Annotated in this window: 20 protein-coding genes; 11 read left to right on the forward strand and 9 right to left on the reverse strand. The window is 45.2% G+C overall.

The window, feature by feature from the left end:
* Positions 1–163 precede the first annotated feature (163 nt).
* The 3 genes from AC6R00_RS04805 to nagA form a co-directional block, all read right to left on the reverse strand.
* The gene (locus AC6R00_RS04805; protein WP_500639499.1) at positions 164–1747 is read right to left on the reverse strand and encodes a cation:proton antiporter domain-containing protein; all 1584 of its coding nucleotides are present in this window, start codon (positions 1745–1747) and stop codon (positions 164–166) included.
* Between the two features lie 86 nt (positions 1748–1833).
* On the reverse strand, positions 1834–3048 hold the full coding sequence (gene nagC, locus AC6R00_RS04810; protein ID WP_500639500.1) for a DNA-binding transcriptional regulator NagC: 1215 nt from the start codon (positions 3046–3048) through the stop codon (positions 1834–1836).
* 2 nt (positions 3049–3050) lie between these two features.
* Positions 3051–4187, reverse strand: coding sequence for an N-acetylglucosamine-6-phosphate deacetylase (gene nagA / locus AC6R00_RS04815; protein WP_500639501.1), 1137 nt, complete (start codon positions 4185–4187; stop codon positions 3051–3053).
* A gap of 482 nt (positions 4188–4669) precedes the next feature.
* Here nagA and nagE point away from each other — a divergent pair, with 482 nt between their 5' ends.
* Both nagE and glnS read left to right on the forward strand, forming a co-directional pair.
* Positions 4670–6244 (forward strand): N-acetylglucosamine-specific PTS transporter subunit IIBC, encoded by a 1575-nt coding sequence (nagE, locus tag AC6R00_RS04820; protein WP_239826336.1) that lies wholly within the window; start codon positions 4670–4672, stop codon positions 6242–6244.
* 246 nt (positions 6245–6490) lie between these two features.
* Positions 6491–8161 carry a glutamine--tRNA ligase gene (gene glnS, locus AC6R00_RS04825; protein WP_500639502.1) on the forward strand — a complete coding sequence of 557 codons (1671 nt, stop codon included), beginning with the start codon at positions 6491–6493 and terminating at the stop codon, positions 8159–8161.
* Between the two features lie 132 nt (positions 8162–8293).
* On the opposite strand, the gene fcrX is transcribed toward glnS, so the two are convergent.
* Positions 8294–8743 carry a ferric iron uptake transcriptional regulator FcrX gene (gene fcrX, locus AC6R00_RS04830; protein ID WP_004744501.1) on the reverse strand — a complete coding sequence of 150 codons (450 nt, stop codon included), beginning with the start codon at positions 8741–8743 and terminating at the stop codon, positions 8294–8296.
* 202 nt (positions 8744–8945) lie between these two features.
* Between fcrX and AC6R00_RS04835 the strand changes: the two genes are divergently transcribed.
* On the forward strand, positions 8946–9449 hold the full coding sequence (locus tag AC6R00_RS04835) for a DUF4442 domain-containing protein (RefSeq protein WP_069665726.1): 504 nt from the start codon (positions 8946–8948) through the stop codon (positions 9447–9449).
* Positions 9450–9490: 41 nt separating this feature from the next.
* Here AC6R00_RS04835 and fldA read toward each other — a convergent pair whose 3' ends face one another.
* The 3 genes from fldA to AC6R00_RS04850 form a co-directional block, all read right to left on the reverse strand.
* Positions 9491–10024, reverse strand: coding sequence for a flavodoxin FldA (fldA, locus tag AC6R00_RS04840; RefSeq protein WP_004744503.1), 534 nt, complete (start codon positions 10022–10024; stop codon positions 9491–9493).
* Between the two features lie 44 nt (positions 10025–10068).
* Positions 10069–10290, reverse strand: coding sequence for a DUF2788 domain-containing protein (locus AC6R00_RS04845; RefSeq protein ID WP_004744504.1), 222 nt, complete (start codon positions 10288–10290; stop codon positions 10069–10071).
* A 93-nt stretch (positions 10291–10383) separates the two neighbouring features.
* On the reverse strand, positions 10384–11148 hold the full coding sequence (locus AC6R00_RS04850) for an alpha/beta fold hydrolase (RefSeq protein ID WP_500639503.1): 765 nt from the start codon (positions 11146–11148) through the stop codon (positions 10384–10386).
* 92 nt (positions 11149–11240) lie between these two features.
* Between AC6R00_RS04850 and seqA the strand changes: the two genes are divergently transcribed.
* Together seqA and pgm are read left to right on the forward strand one after the other, a co-directional pair.
* Positions 11241–11780: a replication initiation negative regulator SeqA gene (gene seqA, locus AC6R00_RS04855; RefSeq protein ID WP_500639504.1), complete on the forward strand. Its 540-nt coding sequence runs from the start codon at positions 11241–11243 to the stop codon at positions 11778–11780.
* Between the two features lie 90 nt (positions 11781–11870).
* A complete protein-coding gene (pgm, locus tag AC6R00_RS04860; protein WP_500639505.1) occupies positions 11871–13517 on the forward strand; it encodes a phosphoglucomutase (alpha-D-glucose-1,6-bisphosphate-dependent) in 1647 nt (548 codons plus the stop codon).
* Between the two features lie 283 nt (positions 13518–13800).
* Here pgm and AC6R00_RS04865 read toward each other — a convergent pair whose 3' ends face one another.
* Positions 13801–14550, reverse strand: a complete 750-nt coding sequence (locus tag AC6R00_RS04865; protein WP_500639506.1) for a DUF1853 family protein — start codon at positions 14548–14550, stop codon at positions 13801–13803.
* 122 nt (positions 14551–14672) lie between these two features.
* Here AC6R00_RS04865 and AC6R00_RS04870 point away from each other — a divergent pair, with 122 nt between their 5' ends.
* On the forward strand, positions 14673–15431 hold the full coding sequence (locus AC6R00_RS04870) for a Nif3-like dinuclear metal center hexameric protein (RefSeq protein ID WP_500639507.1): 759 nt from the start codon (positions 14673–14675) through the stop codon (positions 15429–15431).
* Between the two features lie 381 nt (positions 15432–15812).
* On the opposite strand, the gene AC6R00_RS04875 is transcribed toward AC6R00_RS04870, so the two are convergent.
* Positions 15813–17102, reverse strand: a complete 1290-nt coding sequence (locus AC6R00_RS04875; RefSeq protein ID WP_500639508.1) for a citrate synthase — start codon at positions 17100–17102, stop codon at positions 15813–15815.
* 395 nt (positions 17103–17497) lie between these two features.
* Here AC6R00_RS04875 and sdhC point away from each other — a divergent pair, with 395 nt between their 5' ends.
* The 5 genes from sdhC (at position 17498) to sucA (ending at position 23643) form a co-directional block, all read left to right on the forward strand.
* Entirely contained in the window at positions 17498–17890 is a 393-nt protein-coding gene (sdhC, locus tag AC6R00_RS04880) for a succinate dehydrogenase cytochrome b556 subunit (protein WP_239852018.1), read from the forward strand.
* Complete coding sequence (sdhD, locus tag AC6R00_RS04885) at positions 17884–18228, forward strand: succinate dehydrogenase, hydrophobic membrane anchor protein (RefSeq protein WP_004744512.1); 345 nt, start codon at positions 17884–17886, stop codon at positions 18226–18228. Before sdhC ends, sdhD begins: the two co-directional genes overlap by 7 nt.
* Positions 18229–19995 carry a succinate dehydrogenase flavoprotein subunit gene (gene sdhA / locus AC6R00_RS04890; protein ID WP_500639509.1) on the forward strand — a complete coding sequence of 589 codons (1767 nt, stop codon included), beginning with the start codon at positions 18229–18231 and terminating at the stop codon, positions 19993–19995.
* An 18-nt stretch (positions 19996–20013) separates the two neighbouring features.
* Complete coding sequence (locus tag AC6R00_RS04895) at positions 20014–20724, forward strand: succinate dehydrogenase iron-sulfur subunit (RefSeq protein ID WP_004744514.1); 711 nt, start codon at positions 20014–20016, stop codon at positions 20722–20724.
* Between the two features lie 93 nt (positions 20725–20817).
* A complete protein-coding gene (gene sucA / locus AC6R00_RS04900) occupies positions 20818–23643 on the forward strand; it encodes a 2-oxoglutarate dehydrogenase E1 component (RefSeq protein ID WP_500639510.1) in 2826 nt (941 codons plus the stop codon).
* The last annotated feature ends 25 nt before the right edge of the window (positions 23644–23668 follow it).

Here is a 23668-nt window from a genome sequence, read left to right on the forward strand (position 1 = left end):
GATTAAAAAAATCAACCGTGTTTGATGAAAAAGTTTAATGAACTCGGTTGTTATTAAATTTTATTTAATAAAATTTTGTTTTTGGTGAATGAAGTCTAGGTGTTGCTTTGTTTTTGTTCGGCGGGGACAAAAAAGGCAGCGATTTGCTGCCTTTTGACTGAGATTATTTAGAGAAGTTGGGCTTGAGTTGATCGCAGACATGCCTCGCAAAACCGCTACCTGCCTCACTATAGATGTTAAATGCAGCGTCTACACCACCTTCAACCAACGCATCTAGCTGATCTGGGTATTCTGCAATAGCGGCGATCTGACCTTGGAAGTTTTTACGCTGTAGTTGCTCTAAAGCGATTTGGTTACCTTGGTGGTGTGGCATCGCGAGCAGTACGAGTTTTACGTTGGCTACGTCTAATATGCGTTCCCAAAAATCAGGGTCGGTCGCGTCACCTTCAATCACGTTTCTACCGTGAGCTTTGTGCTGATGCGCGGCATCTTCGCGAACTTCGATACCTAAGCTGATTTTACCATAGCGATTTCTCAGTTCGTCGTAAGCACCAGTGCCAATTCGACCCATACCAAGGATAAGAACCTGAGCATGCCCTGGGCTGATCAGTTGATCGCGAATATTGAGGTTTTCTGCTGCATGTTCGCGTAACCAACGACCAGAGCGTTGATAAAGCGAGTGACCGTGGCGACTCAGTGGTGCGGCTAATACAAATGAAATTGAAACTGCAATGGCTAGGGCAACCAGAATATCACCGCTCATCCAGCCCATTTTAAAGGCTAATCCACCAACGATAAGACCAAACTCACTGAAGTTAAATAGGCTTAATGACGCAAGTAGAGAGGTGCGCACGCGAAACTTAAATGCATTAAGCACTAAGAAGTAGAGAATCCCTTTTAGTGGCAGTAGCAACATGAACAAAATAGCGAGTGCAAAGCCAGAAAGCGTTGGCTGAGCGGATAAGCCGATATTTAGGAAGAAGCAGACTAGGAATAGCTCTTTTAGGTTGAATAGAGATTTAGATAACTCCGAGGCTTTCTTATGTCCAGCGAGTAACATGCCAAGGATAAGAGCGCCGAGATCTGGCTTCATGCCGACTAATTCGAATAGACCAGCACCTGCAACTAGGGCAAAGAAAATCCCTAGAAGTACCAGCATTTCTCCGTGGCCGACCCAATCAAGCATTTTGAAGAATAGAGGTCTGAGTAATGGTAAGCCAAATAGCGCAATAGCGTACCATTCAGGAAGCTTGCCCGTTGATGCGGTTAGGAACACAACTGCGAAGATGTCCTGCATGACCAGAATACCAATCGCAATGGTGCCGTAGGTAGCATTCATCTCCCCTTTCTCTTGCAGTGATTTTACAGCAAAGACGGTACTGGAGAAGGATAGAGCAAATCCGAGTAAAACGATTTGATCGACAGACATCGCCGCTAGCGAACTGACCCCTAAGAATTTGAAACAGAACAGCGCAACACTAAAGAGTGCAGTGGACAATAGATTGTGTAAGGTTGCACCTGCCCAGATCTCTTTAGAGAGTAGGGTCTTGATATCGAGCTTCAGACCAATGGTAAAAAGAAGCAGTGTTACACCTAGATCAGCGAGTGTGATGATGGTGTCGTTAGACTGAAAGCCGAAAGCGTGCAGTCCGAAGCCTGCCAATAAAAAGCCAACCAAAGGGGGGAGGTTGCATTTCAGTGCAATAAATCCGGCGAGAAACGCCGCTGAAATCAAGATCAGTTCCATATTCGTTTTGTTTCGTCCTAAAAAAACGGGCTACATATCGTAGCCCGTTATTCTAACTCAATTAGTTGCTTACAGGGTGGAGAAGATTAATCTTCTAACAATTTTTGTAGCAAAACTCCGTTTAACATTGCACGTTTGATCATTGCGAATGCACCTAATGTAGGCTGTCTGTCAATTTTAGAGGCAACAATCGGCAAATCTGTGTGGAAAGTGGTCAGTGATTGGTTCTCAACGTTGCGGCGAATTGCTGGGAAAAGAATCTCTTCACATTGAGTAATATCACCCGCAATGACAATCTTTTGTGGGTTAAACAAGTTAATCGTAATCGCAATCGCTTTACCCAATTGGTTACCAACGCGAACTAAGCTTTGCTTAGCCAGCTCGTCACCCATATTGGCATGCTCACAGACGTCAGAGATGTTGATGGTTTCAAGCTCAGTTAAGCTCGATTCATAACCTTGTTTGATCAGTTTGTTGACTCGCTCAACGATAGCTGGGTTAGCGGCAACCGTTTCTAGACAGCCAAAGTTGCCACACTGGCATTGCTCGCCAAGGGGATCAATTTGAATATGGCCGATCTCACCCACGTTGCGGTTAAAGCCAAGGAATACTTGACCGTTAACGATAATACCTGCACCAGTCCCTCGGTGAACACTGACAAGAATGGAATCTTGGCAATCTTGGCTCGCACCAAAATAGTGTTCAGCAAGCGCCATACCACGAACGTCGTTGCCAACAAAACATTGTACATGGAAGGTATTATGAATCAGCTCAGATAGCGCAAGGTTGTCAATTGAGATATTTGGCATGTATTCAACCACGCCAGTTTCTGGATTGACGAGACCGGGCAAGGCAACACCAATCGCAATGAGTTGATTGATATTGGTCTGGTTATCTTGAATAAATGTTTTTAACTGGGAAAGTAAACCTTCGACCAATTCTTCTTGGGTCGTATAGAAGAACTCGTTGTAATCTGAGGCAAGTTCTTTACCGCCCAAATCGTACAAACTGAACTGAAGGTAGTCGCGACCGAGTCGAATTGCCACCGAATGGAAAGGCTCAACTTCTGTCGTTAAAGAGATCGCTCGGCGTCCCCCTGTGGAAGCTTGTTGCGCGACCTCTTTAATCAGGCCGCGCTCGAGAAGTTGGCGGGTAATTTTTGTAACACTGGCAGGTGCCAGTTGGCTAACATCAGCGACTTGGATCCTAGAAATAGGACCTTGCTGATCGATCAGCCTGTAAACAGCTGCACTATTTAGTTGTTTTACTAAATCTACGTTACCTATTTGTCCGCCATTCATTCTTAATTTTGCTCGTATTGTCCGTTAACAACCGTCGCCTGAACATTGAAGTCACGATCAAATACAGTAAGGTTAGCCACCATGCCTTTTTTAACTCGGCCTAGTTTCTCTTCCAAACCCATTGCTTTCGCAGGATACAGAGTAGCCATACGAAGTGCTTCGTCCAGTGCGATACCGACGTGCTCAACCGTGTTTTGAACTGCTTCAATCATTGTAAGTGCTGAGCCGCCAAGTGTGCCGTTTTCATCAACACACTTACCATCTCGGTAATATACTTTCTTACCAACAAAAATAAAGTAATCCATGTCAGCGCCTGCAGGAGCTGTGGCATCGGTCACTAATACTAATTTTTCGCCCTTAATTTTGTGAGCGATACGAATGTTTGCATAGTCTACATGGAAACCGTCAGCAATGATGCCCGCATAAACCTCAGGGGTATCGTAGATCGCGCCGACCACACCAGGTTCACGGCCAACCATAGGTGTCATTGCGTTGAACAAATGAGTGGCAAATGAGATCCCCGCTTCAAAGCCTTTACGTGCTTCAGCATAAGTGGCATTCGTATGACCAATTGACACCACAATGCCAGCGGCCTTTAGGCGCTCGATATGTTCAGGATCGTTGTGTTCTGGAGCCAGTGTCACTTTGGCGATGACGTCTGTGTTCTCGCACATGAAATCGATCATGCTGTCTTCAGAAGGGCGGATATGATCCACACTGTGAATGCCTTTTTTCATCACATTTAAGTATGGACCTTCAAGGTGAAGGCCCAAAGATTGGTTCTGATACTGAGCATGATAGTCGCGTGCAGCAGCCACTGCTTGGCGCATGTCTTCGTCAGAAGAAGTAATGAGCGTTGGAAGGAAGCTTGTACAACCAGACTTAAGATTGGCTTCATGCATGATTTGCATTGTTTCAGCGGTAATCTCGTCGTTTAGCATCACGCCACCACAACCATTTAACTGCAGGTCAATAAAGCCTGGACTTAGATTTGCGCCGTTTAGATCTCTTGTTTCAATGTCTGAAGGAAGCTCTGAGATAGGGCAAACTGATTCGATCAGGTTGTTGTTAATGATTACCGCATGTTCAACGAGGACGTCGCTGCCGGTATAAATTTTACAGTTAGTTAGCGCATACATGGTTAGCTAATCCTTATAAGTTTAGAATCTTAATGCCTTCGGTTATCTATCGAAGCAGTGTTTCACTACATAGTTGTACTTTATTTGTAAGCTTCAATTAGATCGCAAAATATCTTTAGCAAACGAAAAAATGAGTTCTCAATATTATGTAAGCATCGTGGTGAATGCTTCAATGGTAAGTGATTCACGTCGCATTGGCATCAGGTATTATTGCTAAGCCGGACAATCACTTTGGCCTTGTTAGTACAGTAAGAGTACCGCGAAACTGACTCAATGAATGCTATTTTTTTGTATTGTAAAATAAGTTTTATGATCTCGCTAGCAAAAACCTTCCGGATCACCTGTTTCTGGTGATTATGATCACAAATGATGAGGTTTTAATTTGCGGAGCAAAATTAATGTCATAAACTGAGCAGGACTAAATTGAGCGGCTAAAAAAAGTGGCTCAGCCAAAATACAAAATCCTATAGGGGGAACTTAAGGTGAATATTCTTGGATATGCGCAAAAGTTAGGTAAAGCACTTATGCTTCCTATCGCAACGCTTCCAGTTGCGGCGCTCTTACTACGTTTGGGTCAAGGTGACCTATTAGATATTCCATTTATGGCGCAAGCTGGTGGCGCTATCTTTGGTCAACTTCCACTACTATTCGGTCTAGGTATCGCGATTGGTCTTTCTAAAGACGGTCAAGGTGCTGCAGGTCTAGCGGGTGCAGTTGCTTACTTCGTTCTTACGGCGACAGCAACTACAATCAACGCAGACGTTAACATGTCATTCTTCGGTGGTATCATCGCTGGTATCATTGCTGGTCACTCTTACAACGCTTTCCATGCTACACGTCTTCCTGAGTGGTTGGCATTCTTCTCTGGCAAACGTCTAGTACCAATCATGGCTGGTCTATTCGCGCTAGTTGCAGGTGCTATCTCTGGTGTTGTATGGCCAACTATCCAAGGCGGTCTAGACGCACTAGCACACGCAGTTTCTACTTCTGGTGCTATCGGTCAGTTCGTATACGGTACTCTTAACCGTGCTCTTATCCCTGTAGGTCTTCACCACGTTCTTAACTCTTACTTCTGGTTCGGTATGGGTACGTGTCAAGAAGTTCTAGTTACTGGCGCTCAAGCTGCTGGTCAAGCACTTCCTGCTCTACAGCAACTTTGTGTAGACCCTGCTCTAGCTAAGACTCTTGTTGCTGGTCAATCTCACACGTTTGAGTTTGCTAACTCTGTAACTCCAGAAATCACTGCAACAGTTAAAGAAGTTACTGAAACTGTTAAATCTGGTGACCTACACCGTTACTTCGGCGGCGATAAGTCTGCTGGTGTATTCATGAACGGTTTCTTCCCAGTAATGATGTTCGGTCTACCTGGTGCAGCTCTAGCTATGTACCTAGCAGCTCCTGCTGAAAAACGTAGCCAAGTTGGTGGTGCACTATTCTCAGTAGGTTTCTGTTCTTTCCTAACAGGTATCACAGAGCCTCTAGAGTTCATGTTCGTATTCCTTGCACCTGCGCTATACGCAATGCACGCAGTATTTACAGGTCTATCTCTAGTTGTTGCTAACATGTTTGGTACTCTGCACGGCTTCGGCTTCTCTGCAGGTCTCATCGACTTCATCCTAAACTGGGGTCTAGCAACTAAGCCGGTAACTCTACTTCTAATCGGTCTAGGTTTTGGTGCTCTATACTTCTTCACATTCAGCTTCGCAATCCGCGCATTCAACCTGAAGTCGCCAGGTCGTGAAGACGATGATGAAGAAACAGCAGGCGCTCCTGCTGGTGAAGCGAAAAACGGCGACCTAGCGCGTCAATACCTGAAAGCTCTAGGTGGTCACGACAACCTAACTTCAATCGATGCTTGTATCACTCGTCTACGTCTTACTCTAAAAGACCGCTCAGTAGCTGACGAAGTTGTACTTAAGAAGCTTGGTGCGAAAGGTGTTGTTAAGTTAGGTGAGAACAACCTTCAAGTTATCCTTGGTCCTCTAGCTGAAATCGTTGCTGGCGAAATGAAAGCAATCGGTGCTAACGAAGACCTATCTGATGTAAAACTTCCTTAATTACGACACGTAAACTAAGAAAGTGATGAAAGCCTCCTTCGGGAGGCTTTCTTGCGTTTAGAGGGTTTCGAAACTGATCCTTGCTAGCTTATTAACCATACAGAGAAAAAAAAGACGTTTTGCTTCGAGATATTGTTGTGTAATCCACCATAATTGTGGATCATTAGACGCTATGTACTTGACGGTCATTTGAATCGTCTAAGTAAGAATTATCTGAACAATACTAAAACAATTGAGGTGCTATAGATGAGTGAAGCTGAGGCTCGTCCATCGAATTTCATTCGCCAAATCATTGATAAAGATTTAGCGGATGGTAAACACACTAGCGTGCATACTCGTTTCCCGCCAGAGCCAAACGGCTATCTGCATATCGGTCACGCTAAGTCAATTTGCTTAAACTTTGGTATTGCTCAGGACTACCAGGGAAAGTGTAACCTACGTTTTGATGACACTAACCCAGAAAAAGAAGACGTTGAATACGTTGAGTCAATTAAGAATGATGTGAGCTGGTTAGGCTTCGAGTGGGATGGGGACGTATGTTACTCATCAAACTACTTCGATAAGCTATACGGCTACGCAGTGGAATTAATTAACAAAGGCTTAGCGTACGTTGAAGAGCTAAGTCCTGAGCAGATCCGTGAGTATCGTGGCACACTTACCCAACCTGGTAAGCCAAGCCCGTACCGTGATCGTACACCTGAAGAAAACTTAGCGCTATTTGAGAAGATGCGTGACGGTGGATTCGAAGAAGGTAAAGCGTGTCTACGTGCAAAGATTGATCTGGCATCTTCTTTCATTGTGCTACGCGATCCTGTTCTTTACCGTGTGCGCTTTGCTGAGCACCACCAAACGGGTGATAAGTGGTGCATCTACCCAATGTACGACTTTACACACTGTATTTCGGATGCACTAGAAGGCATTACACACTCACTGTGTACGCTTGAGTTCCAAGATAACCGTCGTCTGTATGACTGGGTACTAGAGAACATCACGATTGATTGCCAGCCTCACCAGTACGAGTTTAGTCGCCTAAACCTAGAGTACACGGTGATGTCTAAGCGTAAGCTAAATCAACTTGTCACTGAGAACCTAGTGAACGGTTGGGACGACCCACGTATGCCGACAATTTCTGGTCTACGTCGTCGTGGCTTCACGCCAGCTTCTATTCGAGAGTTCTGTAAACGAATTGGTGTTACTAAGCAAGACAACATGATTGAGATGAGTTCTCTTGAGTCTTGTATTCGTGATGATCTGAACGAAAACGCACCTCGCGCAATGGCAGTGCTCGATCCGGTTAAGATCGTTATCGAGAACTTCGAAGAAGGCAAAGTAGAGTCTTTGACTGTAGCAAATCATCCAAACAAACCTGAGATGGGCGAGCGCGAAGTACCGTTCACTCGCGAAGTTTGGATTGAGCGCGAAGACTTCCGCGAAGAAGCGAACAAGAAGTACAAGCGTCTGGTTCTGGGCAAAGAAGTGCGCCTACGTGGTGCTTACGTGATCAAAGCTGAGCGTATCGAAAAAGATGCAGAGGGTAACATTACCACTATCTTCTGTAGCTACGATGCAGACACGCTAGGTAAGAACCCTGCTGATGGCCGTAAAGTGAAAGGTGTTATTCATTGGGTGTCTGCTGATAAAGGCTTGCCTGCTGAGATTCGTCTATACGATCGCTTGTTCACTGTGCCAAACCCAGCAGCAGCCGATAACTTTGCTGAGACAATCAACTCTGAGTCACTGGTTAAGCTGAATGGTTTTGTTGAGCCAAGCTTAGCTCAAGCGCAAGCTGAGAAGGGTTTCCAGTTTGAGCGTATGGGTTACTTCTGTGCAGATATTAAAGACTCTAAGCCAGAAGCTTTAGTGTTTAACCGCACTGTAGGTCTTCGCGACACTTGGGCGAAAATCGAAGCTAAGTAATCGTCTTACATTCTAGTTTGAAAGCCAGTCCTCGTGACTGGCTTTTTTATTGATGGCGATTGGTATTAGATAGCAGGCAATAAAAAACGCCAGCTTTTGGCTGACGTTTTAAAGTTGGTTGTTAAGACGAAATTATTTCTTCGACTTATGCGCGTCTGGGTTGTCTTTGCAGCTACCGTCAGCACATTTACCGTAAAGGTATAGGCTGTGGTTAGTCAAAATAACATTGTACTGGGCCGCGATTTCTTTCTGACGTTCTTCAATGATGTCATCAGAAAACTCAATCACTTCACCACAATCTAGACACACTAGATGGTCATGATGGTGCTGAGTTGACAGTTCAAATACAGATTTGCCGCCTTCAAAGTGGTGGCGAGTTACGATACCTGCATCATCAAATTGGTTTAACACGCGGTATACAGTCGCTAGACCAATCTCTTCACCTAGATCAATCAGCTTTTTGTACAGTTCTTCAGCACTGATATGTTGGCATTCAGGTTGCTGTAATACTTCTAAAATCTTTAGTCTTGGAAGGGTAACTTTAAGACCAGCATCCTTGAGCGCTTGGTTATTGTCTGACATATACTTTCCTGTTGATGATCTGCAGTTATTAACAGAATTCAATATTCCTATCATTATAGGGTAGTACTGATAAACAATAAACCACGAACTTCAAAGGGTTACTAGTATTTTTTTATAAACAAGTGAGAAGTCACTGATAAAACATGTCAGACCAGTTACAATTGCTTAACAAGTGAGGAAGGTAATCAGTTAAGGACAAGGAATGAATAAGTCATTGGCTAAAATTTATAAACCTGGAGTGGTTAAGTTTGCTCTTAACTCTTGGCCGCCGTTTTGGGGGGCAGGGATCAAGATACTCTCAATAAGTGACGACTTTCGCGAAGTCAAAATGAAACTTAAGCTACGGTGGTGGAATAAAAATGCTAATCGTACCCAATATGGTGGCAGCATCTTCTCACTAACTGACCCGGTCTATTCTTTGATGTTGATGGGAATTTTAGGTGAACGCTACTACGTCTGGGACAAGGAAGCGAGCATCAACTTTATCAAGCCGGGCCAAAGTGATCTGTTCGCAGAGTTTTGTGTTACTCAAGATCAGCTTGAAGACATTTTAAGGCAGACGGCTGATGGAGATAAATGTTTCCCAGAGTTCATCATTTATGTCAAAGACAAACGAGGCAACGTGGTGTCAGAGGTGCAGCGCAAACTCTATGTGCGTAAAAAACCGCAATTTCGAGAAGAGGATGCAGAGGAACAAACGGCATAAAAAAACCTCCGTAACGGAGGTTTCTTAATTCGGCGAGCAGATTAGTCTTCTAGCTCAGCTAGGCACATCTCTTCGTGAATCTGCTTACACCAGCTGTTCACGCGCTCATCAGTTAGCTCTGGCTGGCGGTCTTCATCGATACATAGACCAACGAATTGGCTGTCATCGCCTTCAACTAGGCCTTTAGATGCTTCGAACTCATAGCCTTCAGTTGAAGTGTAGCCAAGGATAGTACCACCTTTAGCTTCAACGATATCACGCACTGTGCCCATAGCGTCACAGAAGTATTCTGCGTAGTCTTCTTGATCACCACAGCCAAAGATTGCGACTAGCTTAGTCGAAAAATCGATTTGCTCTAGTTCAGGGAAGAAATCGTCCCAGTCACATTGTGCTTCGCCGTAGTACCAAGTTGGGATACCAAGAAGCAGAAGATCGAAGTTATCAATATCTTCTTTGCTGCTTTTAGCGATATCTTGAACGTGAACCAGTTGTTTACCTAGTTGCTTTTGAATCATCTTTGCAACAGCTTCAGTGTTACCTGTGTCGCTACCAAAGAAGATGCCTACACTTGCCATAGATTCGTTACCTTTACTAATTTCTGTTGTGGGCTCGGTTGATATCAGCCGATACCACCACCTTCCCAGCTAAGCTGAATAATGCCTTTGGCGATAAACCCAGCACAGCCAAGGAATAGGACTAACCATACAATGCGACGACCGAAAGGGGGAACATTACCCGCTTTTAAGACATCTTTTATCGCCATACCGATAAAGAAAAAGATAGACGCGAAAAGCAGATCGAGACCAATTGACTCGAGCATGTTCATGTAGTCGTAGAGCATGGAATCCCTTTATGCCAAATTACTTGCGCCGCACTATACCACTGTTACTGAATAAAGTTAACGGGCATAGTACAACTGATCTCTCATTCTGTTTTAAGCGATGAACTTGCGAATAGCACGTATCACTTCAGCTGGCTTTTCGGCATGCAACCAATGCCCGGTATTGGCGATAACATGCGCTTTGGCATTACTGAACTGCTGTTGAACTTGACCTTGGTGCTCTGCGGTTAAGTAATCTGAATCGCCCCCTTTGATAAACAAGGTAGGCGTCGAAATTGTTTCAATAGTTTGCCAACCAAGAATCTCCCAGTAGTTGTCCCACAAGCTTTCGACATTAAAGCGCCAAGCCAAATGTTCACCTGTGTTATACAAAGATTTACCGAGAAACTGGCGAACACCTTCTAGTTCGATATGCTCGGCCAAAATGTTTAGCGCTTGCTTACGCTGAGTTGGCTTTTGCTCGATGACGGCTTTGAGTCCATTGAATACATTGTCATGTCGACTTTCTGTGTAGCGAACAGGGGCCATATCCAAAACAAGCAGTTTATGCATCTGATCTTGGGCAATTTCTGCCAATTTCATTGCTACTTTGCCACCCATGGAGTGGCCGACCACAGTGTAGTTAGAAAGGTTAAGGTGTTGCAGCAATGCATAGACATCTTGCGCCATTAATGGATAGCTATGTTCATCACTCTGAAAGGAGAGGCCATGGTTGCGCAGGTCAATACTCAGTACTTGATGATCCTCTTTTAGATCGCGAGCAAGTAAACCTAAGTTGTCTAAATTACCAAACAACCCATGGATCAATACAATGGTGTGACCCTCACCTTCGAGTTTGTAGTTGAGCAGATGTGACATTTTATTCTATTCGTGACAGGTAAACCGTAGAGTCTCTTTAAAGATCTCGCTATAATCCCCCAGAGTTTAAACATAGAGATTGTGAAAAGCGAATGAAAACAATTGAGGTTGATGAGGATCTATACCGTTACATCGCAAGTCAAACCCAGCATATTGGTGAGAGTGCTTCGGACATTTTACGTCGTCTTTTGATGACTGAAGGTCAAGCTCCTGTTGCCAAGCCGCAGGTTGTGGCGCAACCAAAGGGTGTAGTGGTTAGCAAAGATGCAATAAAAGAAGAAACAGTAGATAGCGTTAAAGAGATGCGATCATTGCTTATCTCTGACGAGTTTGCTGGTCTTAAGAAAGCGATTGACCGCTTTATGCTGGTTCTATCAACGCTGCATCGCATTAACCCGAGTGACTTTTCTGAAGCAACCCAGGTTAAAGGTCGTAAGCGTGTTTACTTTGCTGATAATGAGCAAACACTACTTGCTAACGGTAACACGACTAAGCCGAAATCAATCCCAGGTTCACCATTTTGGGTAATCACTAATAATAACACTAGCCGCAAGAGGCAGATGGTTGACCAGCTGATGGCGAGAATGAATTTCCCATCAGACCTGATTGAGAAAGTGACAAACTCAATCTAGAGAATTCTGATAGAAACCTCATAATGCACAACTCAGTTAACGTATTATGAGGTTTTTTTATTTCTACATATTTTTAAGAAAGGATGTCAAATGGCTATGCACCCACGAGCGGGACAAAAAGCTCAACAGCAAGACCTGCATAATATTCCAGCCCTCGTTGCAAATTATTTTCTTCTCCAACCTGACTCTTCGAACCCTGACCACAAAGTAGAATTTGGCACTTCTGGTCACCGTGGTAGTTCAGACAAGTCTACGTTCAATGAACATCATATTTTAGCTATTGCTCAAGCCGTTGCGGAAGTTCGCGCAGAAAAAGGCACAACAGGTCCACTGTTTGTTGGTAAAGATACTCATGCGTTATCTGAGCCAGCATTTTCAACAGTTGTAGAGGTGCTTGTCGCTAACGGTGTGCAAGTGATTGTTCAGCAAGACAACGGTTATACGCCAACGCCGGGTGTTTCTCACGCTATTCTGACTTACAACCTGAAACATCAAGACAAAGCAGACGGCATTGTGATCACGCCGTCTCATAACCCACCGCAAGATGGTGGTATTAAGTACAACCCAACTCATGGCGGTCCTGCGGAAGGTGAATTGACACAAGCGATTCAAGACCGTGCAAATGTACTTATCGCTGAAGGTTTGCAAGGCGTTAAACGTATGCCTCTGGGCGAAGCCAAAGCTTCACAACTGTTCATCGAGCAAGATCTTGTTAAGCCGTACATTGATGATTTAGTTAATGTCATTGATATGGAAGCGATTCAAAAAGCAAACCTAAAAATTGGAGTTGACCCACTTGGTGGCAGCGGTATCGACTACTGGCGTCAAATCGGCTCTGCTTACAATCTAGACCTTACCTTGGTTAGCGAAGCGATTGACCCATCATTCCAGTTTATGTCGTTAGATAAAGACGGCGTGGTTCGTATGGACTGTTCATCGCCTTACGCAATGGCGGGTTTATTAGCGCTAAAAGATGAATATGACCTGGCGTTTGGTAATGACCCTGACTACGACCGCCATGGCATTGTTACGCCAAAAGGTCTGATGAACCCGAACCACTTCTTAGCAGTGTGTATCGACTACTTATACCGTCATCGCGAAGGGTGGGGTAAAGACGTTGCTGTTGGTAAAACACTGGTTTCAAGTGCGTTGATTGACCGTGTTGTTGCTGATCTTGGTCGCGAGCTATGTGAAGTACCTGTTGGCTTTAAGTGGTTTGTTGATGGCCTGTATGAAGGTAAATTTGGTTTTGGTGGCGAAGAGTCAGCAGGGGCATCTTTCCTACGTAAAGATGGCACACCTTGGTCAACCGATAAAGATGGCATTATTTTATGTCTTCTAGCTGCTGAGATTACAGCCGTCACTGGTAAGAACCCTCAAGAGTACTATGAAGAACTTGCGGCGAAGCATGGTGCTTCTGAATACAACCGTATTCAAGCTGTGGCAAATGGTCCGCAAAAAGATGTGCTGAAGAAACTGTCTGCTGAGATGGTGACAGCAGAAACGCTAGCGGGTGAAGCGATCACTGCACGTTTGACGCATGTTCCTGGCAATGGTGCGGCAATCGGCGGTCTGAAAGTGACGACTGAAAATGGTTGGTTTGCGGCTCGCCCATCTGGCACAGAAGACATCTACAAGATCTACTGTGAAAGTTTTAAAGGCGCTGAGCATTTGAAGCAAATTGAAGCAGAAGCACAAGATATCGTGAATCAAGTATTTGCTGACGCAGGTCTTTAATTCCGACCACTAAGTGTTGTATCAAGGGCTGACTATTTGTCAGCCCTTTTTCGTGAAACAAGGAACGGGCTTCGTCCTATGGAGAGCGGGAACGCTGCGCTATGGAAAACGGGATCGGGCTTCGCCCTGCGAGAGAAAGATTTGTCATTCCTTAGACCGAAGAATGAGGGAGTAAGGAATCTCTTTGGTATTGCCTCTGTTATAAGAGATCCCCAACTCGCTCGTACCTCACTCTTGAGGATGACGATAAAAAGAGTTACGAAACCTTCTGATTAAGTACTAATTAGCCCGGCCAAGTGTCAGGCACAACAAACCAAAATTGACTGCCTTTCGTCTGAGCGTGGACAAACCTTCCATTGGGCTTATCGATAGGGGTGGTGAACTCTTCTAGTCCGATGGCCCAAAGTGGTTTTTCGAGTTCATACAGCGGTTCGCCAATCTGGTCCCACTGACTTTGGTAGCACCAATATCCGGTGATTTGGCTAGGGTTTATCGTGAGCCCTAGACACTCTTCCGGAATGGTCTCTGGTGAAAAAGGATTGATATAAAGACGCCCTTGGATTAACAGATGCTCAGTGAGATCAGAGTAGTGAGGGTATTGTTCAAGGAATTCCGGAGATACACTCATTTTTAGTTGATGAGAGAGCATTCTAGCGAGTTTCTTGTCTAGCTGATCGTGGGCATTCGGTCCGTACCAAACGCCTTTATGTAAAAGATAGAACTTAATCGCGACTTCCCAGTGTTCTTTCTGATGTGACTCAAGGTTGTCCAGAATGAGATCAATTGCGCCTATGGTCTGGCCTGACGCTTTGTTGATTTGAATCTCTTCTTCGAGAAGCGAATATTTTGAACTATTGCTGATGAGCTCAGTGCATAGGTGCTGGTAGATGAATCCTAATCGAGGGTTGCCTTGATAGTCATCTTGTTTTAGAGGAGTGATATTCAGCGCTTTGACATCGACAAATGGAGGTGTCAGGTTAAATAGCGATGGCGTTTCATGTACCCAGTGATAAAAACGTTGTAAAGCGTTCATCCTTAAACCTATATCTGCTTGAACGCCACTATTGTAGCTAGGTGCTGGTAAGGTTGCTATGGTTCGAATACACTTTGCTCACTAAGATAAAGCGTAATGTTAGCAATTAGATGGAAGCTGTCATGAACAACTTACAATTAGAAAAAATCCTCAACGAGAAGCTCTCTCCACAGTTAATCAAAGACTATGCACCTAACGGATTGCAGGTTGAAGGTAAAGAGCAGATTAAAAAGATCGTGACTGGCGTGACTGCTTCTCAAGCATTGATTGATAAAGCGGTTGAGTTAAAAGCAGACGCATTACTGGTTCATCATGGCTATTTCTGGAAAGGCGAGCCGGAACCTATTCGTGGTATGAAAGGCAAACGCATTCGTACCTTGATAAAAAACGACATTAATTTAATGGGTTACCACTTGCCTCTTGATATCCACCCTGAGCTAGGCAACAACGCTGAACTAGCTCGTTTGCTGGATATTGAAGTGGAAGGCGGCCTAGAAGGGCATCCTCAATCCGTAGCTATGTTTGGGCGATTGAAATCTCCAATGACAGGGGCTGAGTTTGCCGCCAAGATCGATCAAGTACTTAAACGCCAGCCTCTTCATATTGCTCCTGAAAATGCAGATAAATTGATTGAAACGGTCGGGTGGTGTACTGGTGGAGGTCAGGACTTTATTGAATTGGCAGCTAGACACGGTTTAGATGCGTTTATTTCGGGTGAGATCTCAGAGCGCACTACTTATTCTGCTCGTGAGCAGGACATTCACTACTTTGCAGCTGGGCACCATGCAACAGAGCGCTACGGAATCAAAGCATTAGGCGAATGGCTAGCCACTGAACATGGTTTAGAGGTTGAGTTTATTGATATTGATAATCCGGTTTAGGTAGAGCGGGAACGGGCTACGCCCTATGGAACGCTTCGCTTCGAGATCGGGCTTCGCCCTGTGAGAGAAAGATTTGCCATAAGAGTTTCCAACCAACTTGTTCCTCGTTCTTGAAGGTAACAATAATAAAAACAGAGGGTTGACACTAAGTGCCAACCCTCAAACATTTCTCCAGCTCTCCAGCTCTCCAGCTCTCCAGCTCTCCAGCTCTCCAGCTCTCCCGCTCTCCAGCTCTCCAGTTATCCGTAGGACGAAGTCCGTTCCGAAATCTCGCATCTACCTTCTCCCAAATAAAAAGGGTTGACGCTCTCACGCCAACCCTCAATATTATCCGATTCTCGATTCTCGATTCTCGATTCTCGATTCTCGATTCTCTAACGCTTACTCACGTTCATGCAGAGGCGAGAATTCGCGCTGCGTTTCACCAGTGTAAAGCTGACGCGGACGACCGATACGGTTTAGCGGGTCGCTGTGCATTTCGTTCCAGTGCGCAATCCAACCGATAGTACGCGAAATCGCGAAGATAACGGTGAACATTGATACTGGAATACCAATAGCTTTAAGAATGATACCAGAGTAGAAGTCTACGTTCGGGTATAGTTTCTTAGAGACAAAGTATTCGTCAGAAAGCGCGATACGCTCAAGTTCCATTGCCACATCAAGCAGTGGATCTTTGATGTTAAGCTCTTTAAGAACTTCGTGACATGTTTCGCGCATAACCGTTGCACGAGGGTCGTAGTTCTTGTAAACGCGGTGACCAAAGCCCATTAGGCGGAATGGGTCATCTTTGTCTTTCGCGCGCTCAACATATTCAGGAATGTTTTCTACGCTACCAATCTCTTCAAGCATCTTCAGACATGCTTCATTAGCACCGCCGTGAGCAGGGCCCCAAAGAGATGCGATACCTGCTGCAATACATGCAAACGGGTTAGCACCTGAAGAACCAGATAGACGTACTGTTGAAGTTGACGCGTTTTGCTCGTGGTCTGCGTGTAGAGTAAAGATCTTATCCATTGCGCGAGCAACGACAGGGTTTACTTCGTACTCTTCACATGGATTAGCGAACATCATGTGCAGGTAGTTCTCCGCGTAGCTCAAATCATTACGTGGATAGATGAATGGTTGGCCAATAGAGTACTTGTAACACATAGCCGCAAGCGTTGGCATTTTCGACAGTAGTCGGTATGCCGCGATCTCGCGGTGCTCGTCGTTGTGGATATCTAATGAATCGTGGTAGAACGCAGCAAGTGCACCTACTACACCACACATTACAGCCATAGGGTGAGCGTCACGGCGGAAACCGTGGAAGAAACTAGCAATTTGCTCATGGACCATAGTGTGACGAGTAACAGTAGTTTTGAATTGCTCGTATTGTTCACGTGTTGGGGCTTCACCGTAAAGAAGGATGTAACATACTTCTAAGTAATCAGCGTTATTCGCTAGCTGATCAATAGGGTAACCGCGGTGTAAAAGAATGCCTTTACCGCCGTCAATGTAGGTGATTTGAGATTCACAAGATGCAGTGGCAAGAAAACCTGGGTCAAAAGTAAAAAATCCGTTTGCTCCAAGTGTACGAACATCAATCACAGGCGTGCCCAGGGCACCTTCCATAATTGGCAGCTCGATAGGTGCTTGACCTTCAACATGAAGGGTAGCTTTCTTATCTGCCATAACAATCTCCTTTGTTTATTATTTAATCCGTCCAGGATGTTTGTGTGCCATTTTTGTACGTGTGATCGTTATCAAAGTCAATTTTTCTCATCTGATGTGTGCACTTGTTATGATTTTTTGAACGTATAAGGTGAAAAATCTGGTCTGTGTAGCAAAAATTGTTACATCAATTGTATTAGAATGTTGCCAGCCGTATAGTGGCGCAGTAATTTTTGGTGGAAACCTTATAAATTCAAGGCTTGAAACAAATGTGAGGTGAAGTTTTAATCCTTGTTGTTAACAAATATTTTACAAAATACTTCGGCAATTGTTGCAGTCTTGTGTTAAATAAATGTTAACTTTTGTAGGTTTGCAATCAAAATTCGTTCATAACTATAAATGCTCAATGGAGCTGAGTGAGCAAGCCCGTGAAAGAAAGAAAGTCAAGACCTGTTAATTTAGATTTACAGACCGTAAGCTTTCCGATCACTGCAATCGCATCAATTTTACACCGTGTGTCCGGTGTAATTACGTTTGTCGCAGTCGGAATTCTGCTTTGGTTACTATCCATTTCTCTATCCTCCCCAGTCGGTTACGCACAAGCTGTTGACTTAGTCGATGGTTTCTTTGTGAAGTTTATCTTGTGGGGCATCCTAACGGCTTTGGCCTATCACATTGCAGGTGGCATTCGTCACTTACTAATGGATCTTGGTCATTTTGAAGAGCTGGAATCTGGCGCGATGAGCGCTAAGGTTGCATTCGCAGCAACAGCCGTTCTGTCTCTATTGGCGGGGGTAATGGTATGGTAAAACACATTTCATCTTTTGGTCGTAATGGTGTGCACGATTTCTTATTGATTCGTGCGACTGCAATCATTATGACGCTTTACACTATCTATCTGGTTAGCTTCTGTGCTTTCACAGATATTTCTTACGTATCTTGGACCCAGTTCTTTGGTGGTACATTCACTAAAGTGTTCACAATGCTGGCGCTTGTATCTGTTCTAATTCACGCGTGGATTGGTTTATGGCAGGTACTGACTGATTATATCAAGTGCGCCAAGCTCCGTGGTGGCCTACAACTAGCAATCATTGCTGTTTTGTTTGGTTACTTCTTCTCTGGTCTATTTATTCTGTGGGGTGCGTAAGTGTCTATTCCAGTTCGCGAATTTGATGCCGTAGTAATCGGCGCTGGTGGTGCAGGCATGCGCGCTGCACTGCAAATCTCTGAGCAAGGCCTATCTTGTGCGTTGCTTTCTAAAGTATTTCCAACTCGTTCACACACTGTTTCTGCACAAGGTGGTATCACGGTTGCGCTAGGTAATGCGCACGAAGATCACTGGGAACAGCACATGTACGATACAGTGAAAGGTTCTGACTATATCGGTGACCAAGACGCTATCGAGTATATGTGTAAAAACGGACCAGAGTCAGTGATTGAATTAGAGAAAATGGGTCTACCATTTTCTCGTTTTGACAATGGTAGAATCTACCAACGCCCGTTTGGCGGACAGTCGAAGAACTTTGGTGGTGAGCAAGCCGCACGTACAGCCGCAGCGGCTGACCGTACGGGTCACGCTCTACTGCATACGCTATACCAACAAAACGTTAAGCACAAAACAACCATCTTCTCAGAGTGGTATGCACTCGACCTAGTTAAGAATGAAGATGGTGCTGTTCTTGGCTGTACAGCCCTTTGCATGGAAACTGGCGAAGTGTGCTACTTCAAGTCGAAAGCGACAATATTAGCGACAGGCGGTGCTGGCCGTATTTATGCCTCAACAACTAACGCTCACATCAACACGGGTGATGGCGTTGGTATGGCATTACGCGCTGGCGTTCCAATGCAAGACATGGAAATGTGGCAGTTCCACCCAACAGGTATCGCTGGAGCCGGGGTTCTTGTAACGGAAGGCTGTCGTGGTGAAGGTGGTTATCTACTGAACAAAGACGGTGAACGCTTCATGGAGCGTTATGCACCTAACGCAAAAGACCTTGCTGGTCGTGACGTTGTTGCTCGTTCAATGATGATCGAGATCCGTGAAGGCCGCGGTTGCGATGGCCCTTGGGGTCCTCACATTAAACTGAAATTGGATCACCTAGGTAAAGACACCCTTGAGTCTCGCCTTCCAGGTGTTTGTGAGCTGTCTCGTACGTTTGCTCACGTAGATCCAGTGAAAGAGCCAATTCCGGTAATTCCTACTTGTCACTACATGATGGGTGGTATTCCAACTCAAGTCTCTGGTCAGGCTATTAAGCAAGATGAAGCGGGCGCTGACGTTGAAGTTCAAGGTCTATTCGCTTGTGGTGAGATCGCATCAGTATCTGTTCACGGTGCAAACCGCCTAGGTGGTAATTCTCTACTAGACTTAGTTGTATTTGGTCGTGCAACTGGCCTACACCTTGGTGAAACACTGGCTAAGCAAGCTGAAGCTAAGCCTGCAACGGAAGCTGATATTGAGCGTTCACTAGAGCGTTATAACCGTTGGGAAAACAGTACTGATGGTGAAGATCCTGCGCAAATCCGCAAAGACCTGCAACAATGTATGCAGAATAACTTCTCGGTATTCCGTGAAGGTGACGCAATGGCAAAAGGTCTAGAAGAACTGAAAGTTATCCGTGAGCGTCTGAAGAATGCACATCTTTCTGATAAGTCGACCGAGTTCAACACGCAACGTATCGAGTGTTTAGAACTAGAGAACTTGATGGAAACGGCTTATGCGACGGCTGTTGCGGCTAACTACCGAACTGAAAGTCGCGGAGCTCACGCTCGCTTTGATTTCCCTGACCGTGATGATGAGCAGTGGCTATGCCACTCAATCTATAATCCGGATAATGAAGCTATGACAAAGCGTGGTGTAAACATGGAGCCAATCCATCGTGAAGCATTCCCGCCGAAAGCACGTACGTACTAGGGAGAGGAGGATAATATTATGAAACTGAATTTCTCTTTGTACCGCTACAACCCGGATGTTGATCAAAAGCCATACATGAAGGACTACACGCTGGAAGTAGAAGAAGGATCAGACATGATGCTTCTAGATGCGTTGATTCTGCTAAAAGAGCAAGATCCAACGATCTCTTTCCGTCGTTCTTGTCGTGAGGGTGTGTGTGGCTCAGATGGTCTAAACATGAACGGTAAGAATGGCCTAGCTTGTATTACACCACTTTCTGCATTAAGTGGTGACAAGATAGTCATCCGTCCACTACCAGGTTTGCCTGTTGTGCGAGATCTTATCGTTGACATGACTCAGTTCTACGATAACTATGCGAAAGTTAAGCCATTCTTGATTGATGACGGCGCACTGCCACCATCACGCGAGAACCTGCAAACGCCTGATGAGCGCGCGCACTTAGATGGTTTATACGAATGTATCATGTGTGCATGTTGTACGACGTCATGCCCATCATTCTGGTGGAATCCAGATAAATTTATCGGTCCTGCAGGTCTTCTTGCAGCGTATCGCTGGCTAATTGATAGCCGTGATACAGCCACAGATGAACGTTTGTCAAATCTTGATGATGCATTTAGCGTTTTCCGTTGCCATGGCATCATGAATTGTGTAAGTGTTTGTCCTAAGGGACTAAATCCTACGAAGGCAATCGGTCATATTAAGACGATGCTTGTAAACCGTTCGATTTAATTAACAAAAAAATTGCCGACTCATTCTGAGTCGGCTCTTAATAGCTCGGCGTAAGACCGAAGCAAACGTGAAAACTACTGGTTAAGGGAAAATATGCACAACGGCGTGATGAAGGCGTGGCTCGAGTCTTCACACTTGGCTGGCGCCAATGCAACGTATGTAGAGGACCTCTACGAACTGTATCTAAGTGATCCCGATCTGGTAAGTGAGGAGTGGACTCGTGTTTTTGACGGCTTGCCTAAGCCTTCAGAAGAGGTGGTTGAACAACCCCATTCACGTGTCCGTGACTACTTCCGACGACTCGCTCAAGAAACAAAGCATTACAATGTCCAAGTTAGTGATCCTGATGTCGACGCTAAACAGGTAAAAGTACTTCAATTAATCAATGCTTACCGCTTTCGTGGTCATGAAGCGGCTCAGCTTGACCCTCTAGGTTTATGGCAACGCCCACCAGTGGCGGAGCTAGATCCTGCATTCCACAATCTTACCGAAGACGATCTAGAAGAAACTTTCAACGTGGGTTCTTTTGCTATTGGCAAAGACACTATGCAATTGAAAGACATCCACTCGTCACTCAACAAAATTTACTGTGGTTCTATCGGTGCTGAATATATGCACATGACAGACACTGAGCAAAAACGTTGGATCCAGCAGCGTTTAGAGTCAGTGGTGGGTCAGCCGTCATTCAGCAAAGAAGAAAAACAAGAATTCCTCGAAGAGCTAACAGCAGCAGAAGGTCTAGAGCGCTATCTTGGTGCGAAATTCCCAGGTGCGAAGCGTTTCTCTCTAGAAGGTGGTGATGCCCTAATCCCTATGACGAAAGAGTTGATTCGTCATGCGGGTAAGAGCGGTATGCGCGAAGTTGTGATTGGTATGGCACACCGTGGCCGTCTGAACATGCTTGTGAACGTACTTGGTAAGAAGCCACAAGATCTTTTTGATGAGTTTGCTGGTAAACATGATGATACCTGGGGTACAGGTGACGTTAAGTACCACCAAGGCTTCTCGGCGGATTTTGCGACGCCAGGCGGTGATGTTCACTTAGCGCTTGCGTTTAACCCGTCTCACCTTGAGATCGTTAACCCTGTAGTTATCGGTTCGGTGCGCGCGCGTCAAGATCGTTTAGGTGATACAGAAGGTAATACAGTTCTTCCTATCACTATCCACGGTGACTCGGCGATTGCTGGTCAGGGCGTTGTTGCTGAAACATTCAACATGTCACAAGCGCGTGGTTTCCGCGTTGGTGGTACGGTTCGTATCGTTGTAAACAACCAAGTTGGCTTTACAACATCTAACCCGACCGACACGCGTTCGACTATGTACTGTACCGATATCGCTAAGATGGTTCAGGCGCCAATTTTCCACGTCAATGCTGATGATCCAGAAGCCGTTGCTTTTGTGACTCGTATTGCACTGGACTACCGTAATGAATTTAAACGTGATGTTGTGATTGACCTGGTTTGTTACCGTCGTCATGGACACAACGAAGCGGATGAGCCAAACGCGACTCAGCCGTTGATGTACCAAAAAATCAAGAAACACCCAACTCCGCGTAAGCTTTACGCTGACGTGCTGATTGAACGTGGTGATTTTGGTATTGATACTGCGACCCAGTATGTCAATGAATACCGTGATGCATTAGATCGCGGTGAAGTCGTGGTGAAAGAATGGCGTCCGATGGCGCTGCATTCAGTAGACTGGTCTCCATACCTTGGGCACGACTGGGATACAGAATGGAACAGTAAGTTTGATACCAAGCGCCTGTTGGAGCTTGGCCAGCGACTATGTACTTACCCAGATAGCCACAAGCTGCAAAGCCGAGTGAATAAGCTTTATAACGATCGTAAAGCGATGCTAAATGGTGAAAAATCGATTGACTGGGGTATGGCTGAAACTTTGGCTTACGCAACTCTGGTTGACGATGGCAAACGCATTCGAATTTCTGGTCAGGACTCAGGTCGTGGTACTTTCTTCCACCGTCACTCGGTTCTGCATAACCAAAACGATGCGAGCACTTTTGTTCCACTAGCGAACATTCATGATAAGCAAGGGCCATTTGAAGTTTTCGATTCAGTGCTATCTGAAGAGGCGGTATTGGCATTCGAGTACGGCTATGCAACAGCAGAACCAAGCGGCTTAACTCTATGGGAAGCGCAGTTTGGTGATTTTGCCAATGGTGCTCAAGTTGTAATCGACCAGTTTATCTCATCAGGCGAGCAAAAATGGGCGCGTCTATGTGGTCTGACTATGCTTCTTCCTCATGGTTATGAAGGTCAAGGTCCAGAGCACTCATCAGCTCGCCTAGAGCGTTATCTGCAACTTTGTGCCGAGCAAAACATGCAGGTTGTAGTACCTTCTACTCCCGCTCAGGTTTACCACATGATTCGTCGTCAGGTTGTAAGACCTATGCGTCGTCCACTTGTGGTGATGTCTCCTAAATCATTGCTACGTCACCCACTATGTACTTCTACTATCGAAGAACTAGCGGAAGGCACATTCCAAGCTGCAATTGGTGAAATTGACAACCTAGAAGCTGCGAAAGTGAAACGAGTGGTCTTCTGTTCAGGTAAAGTTTACTTCGATCTGTTAGAGCAGCGCCGTAACAATGAGCAAGAAGATGTGGCAATTGTTCGTATTGAGCAGCTTTACCCATTCCCTCTTGAAGACGTGAAAGCAGCTATCGAGCAATACACCAACGTTGAAGATTACGTTTGGTGTCAAGAAGAGCCTCAAAACCAAGGCGCTTGGTACTCTAGCCAACACAACTTCCGTGCTGCAATTCCAGCCGGCGCTGATCTGAAATACGCTGGTCGCCCAGCTTCAGCATCACCTGCAGTAGGCTACATGTCAGTACATTTGAAACAACAAAAAGCGCTGGTTGATGATGCGCTTAACGTGAATACAAAAACTTCGGACTAAGAACTAGAAGTGAAAGGAAGAAACA

It is taken from the genome of Vibrio sp. R10-SF1-ISO8 (genome assembly GCF_059833805.1).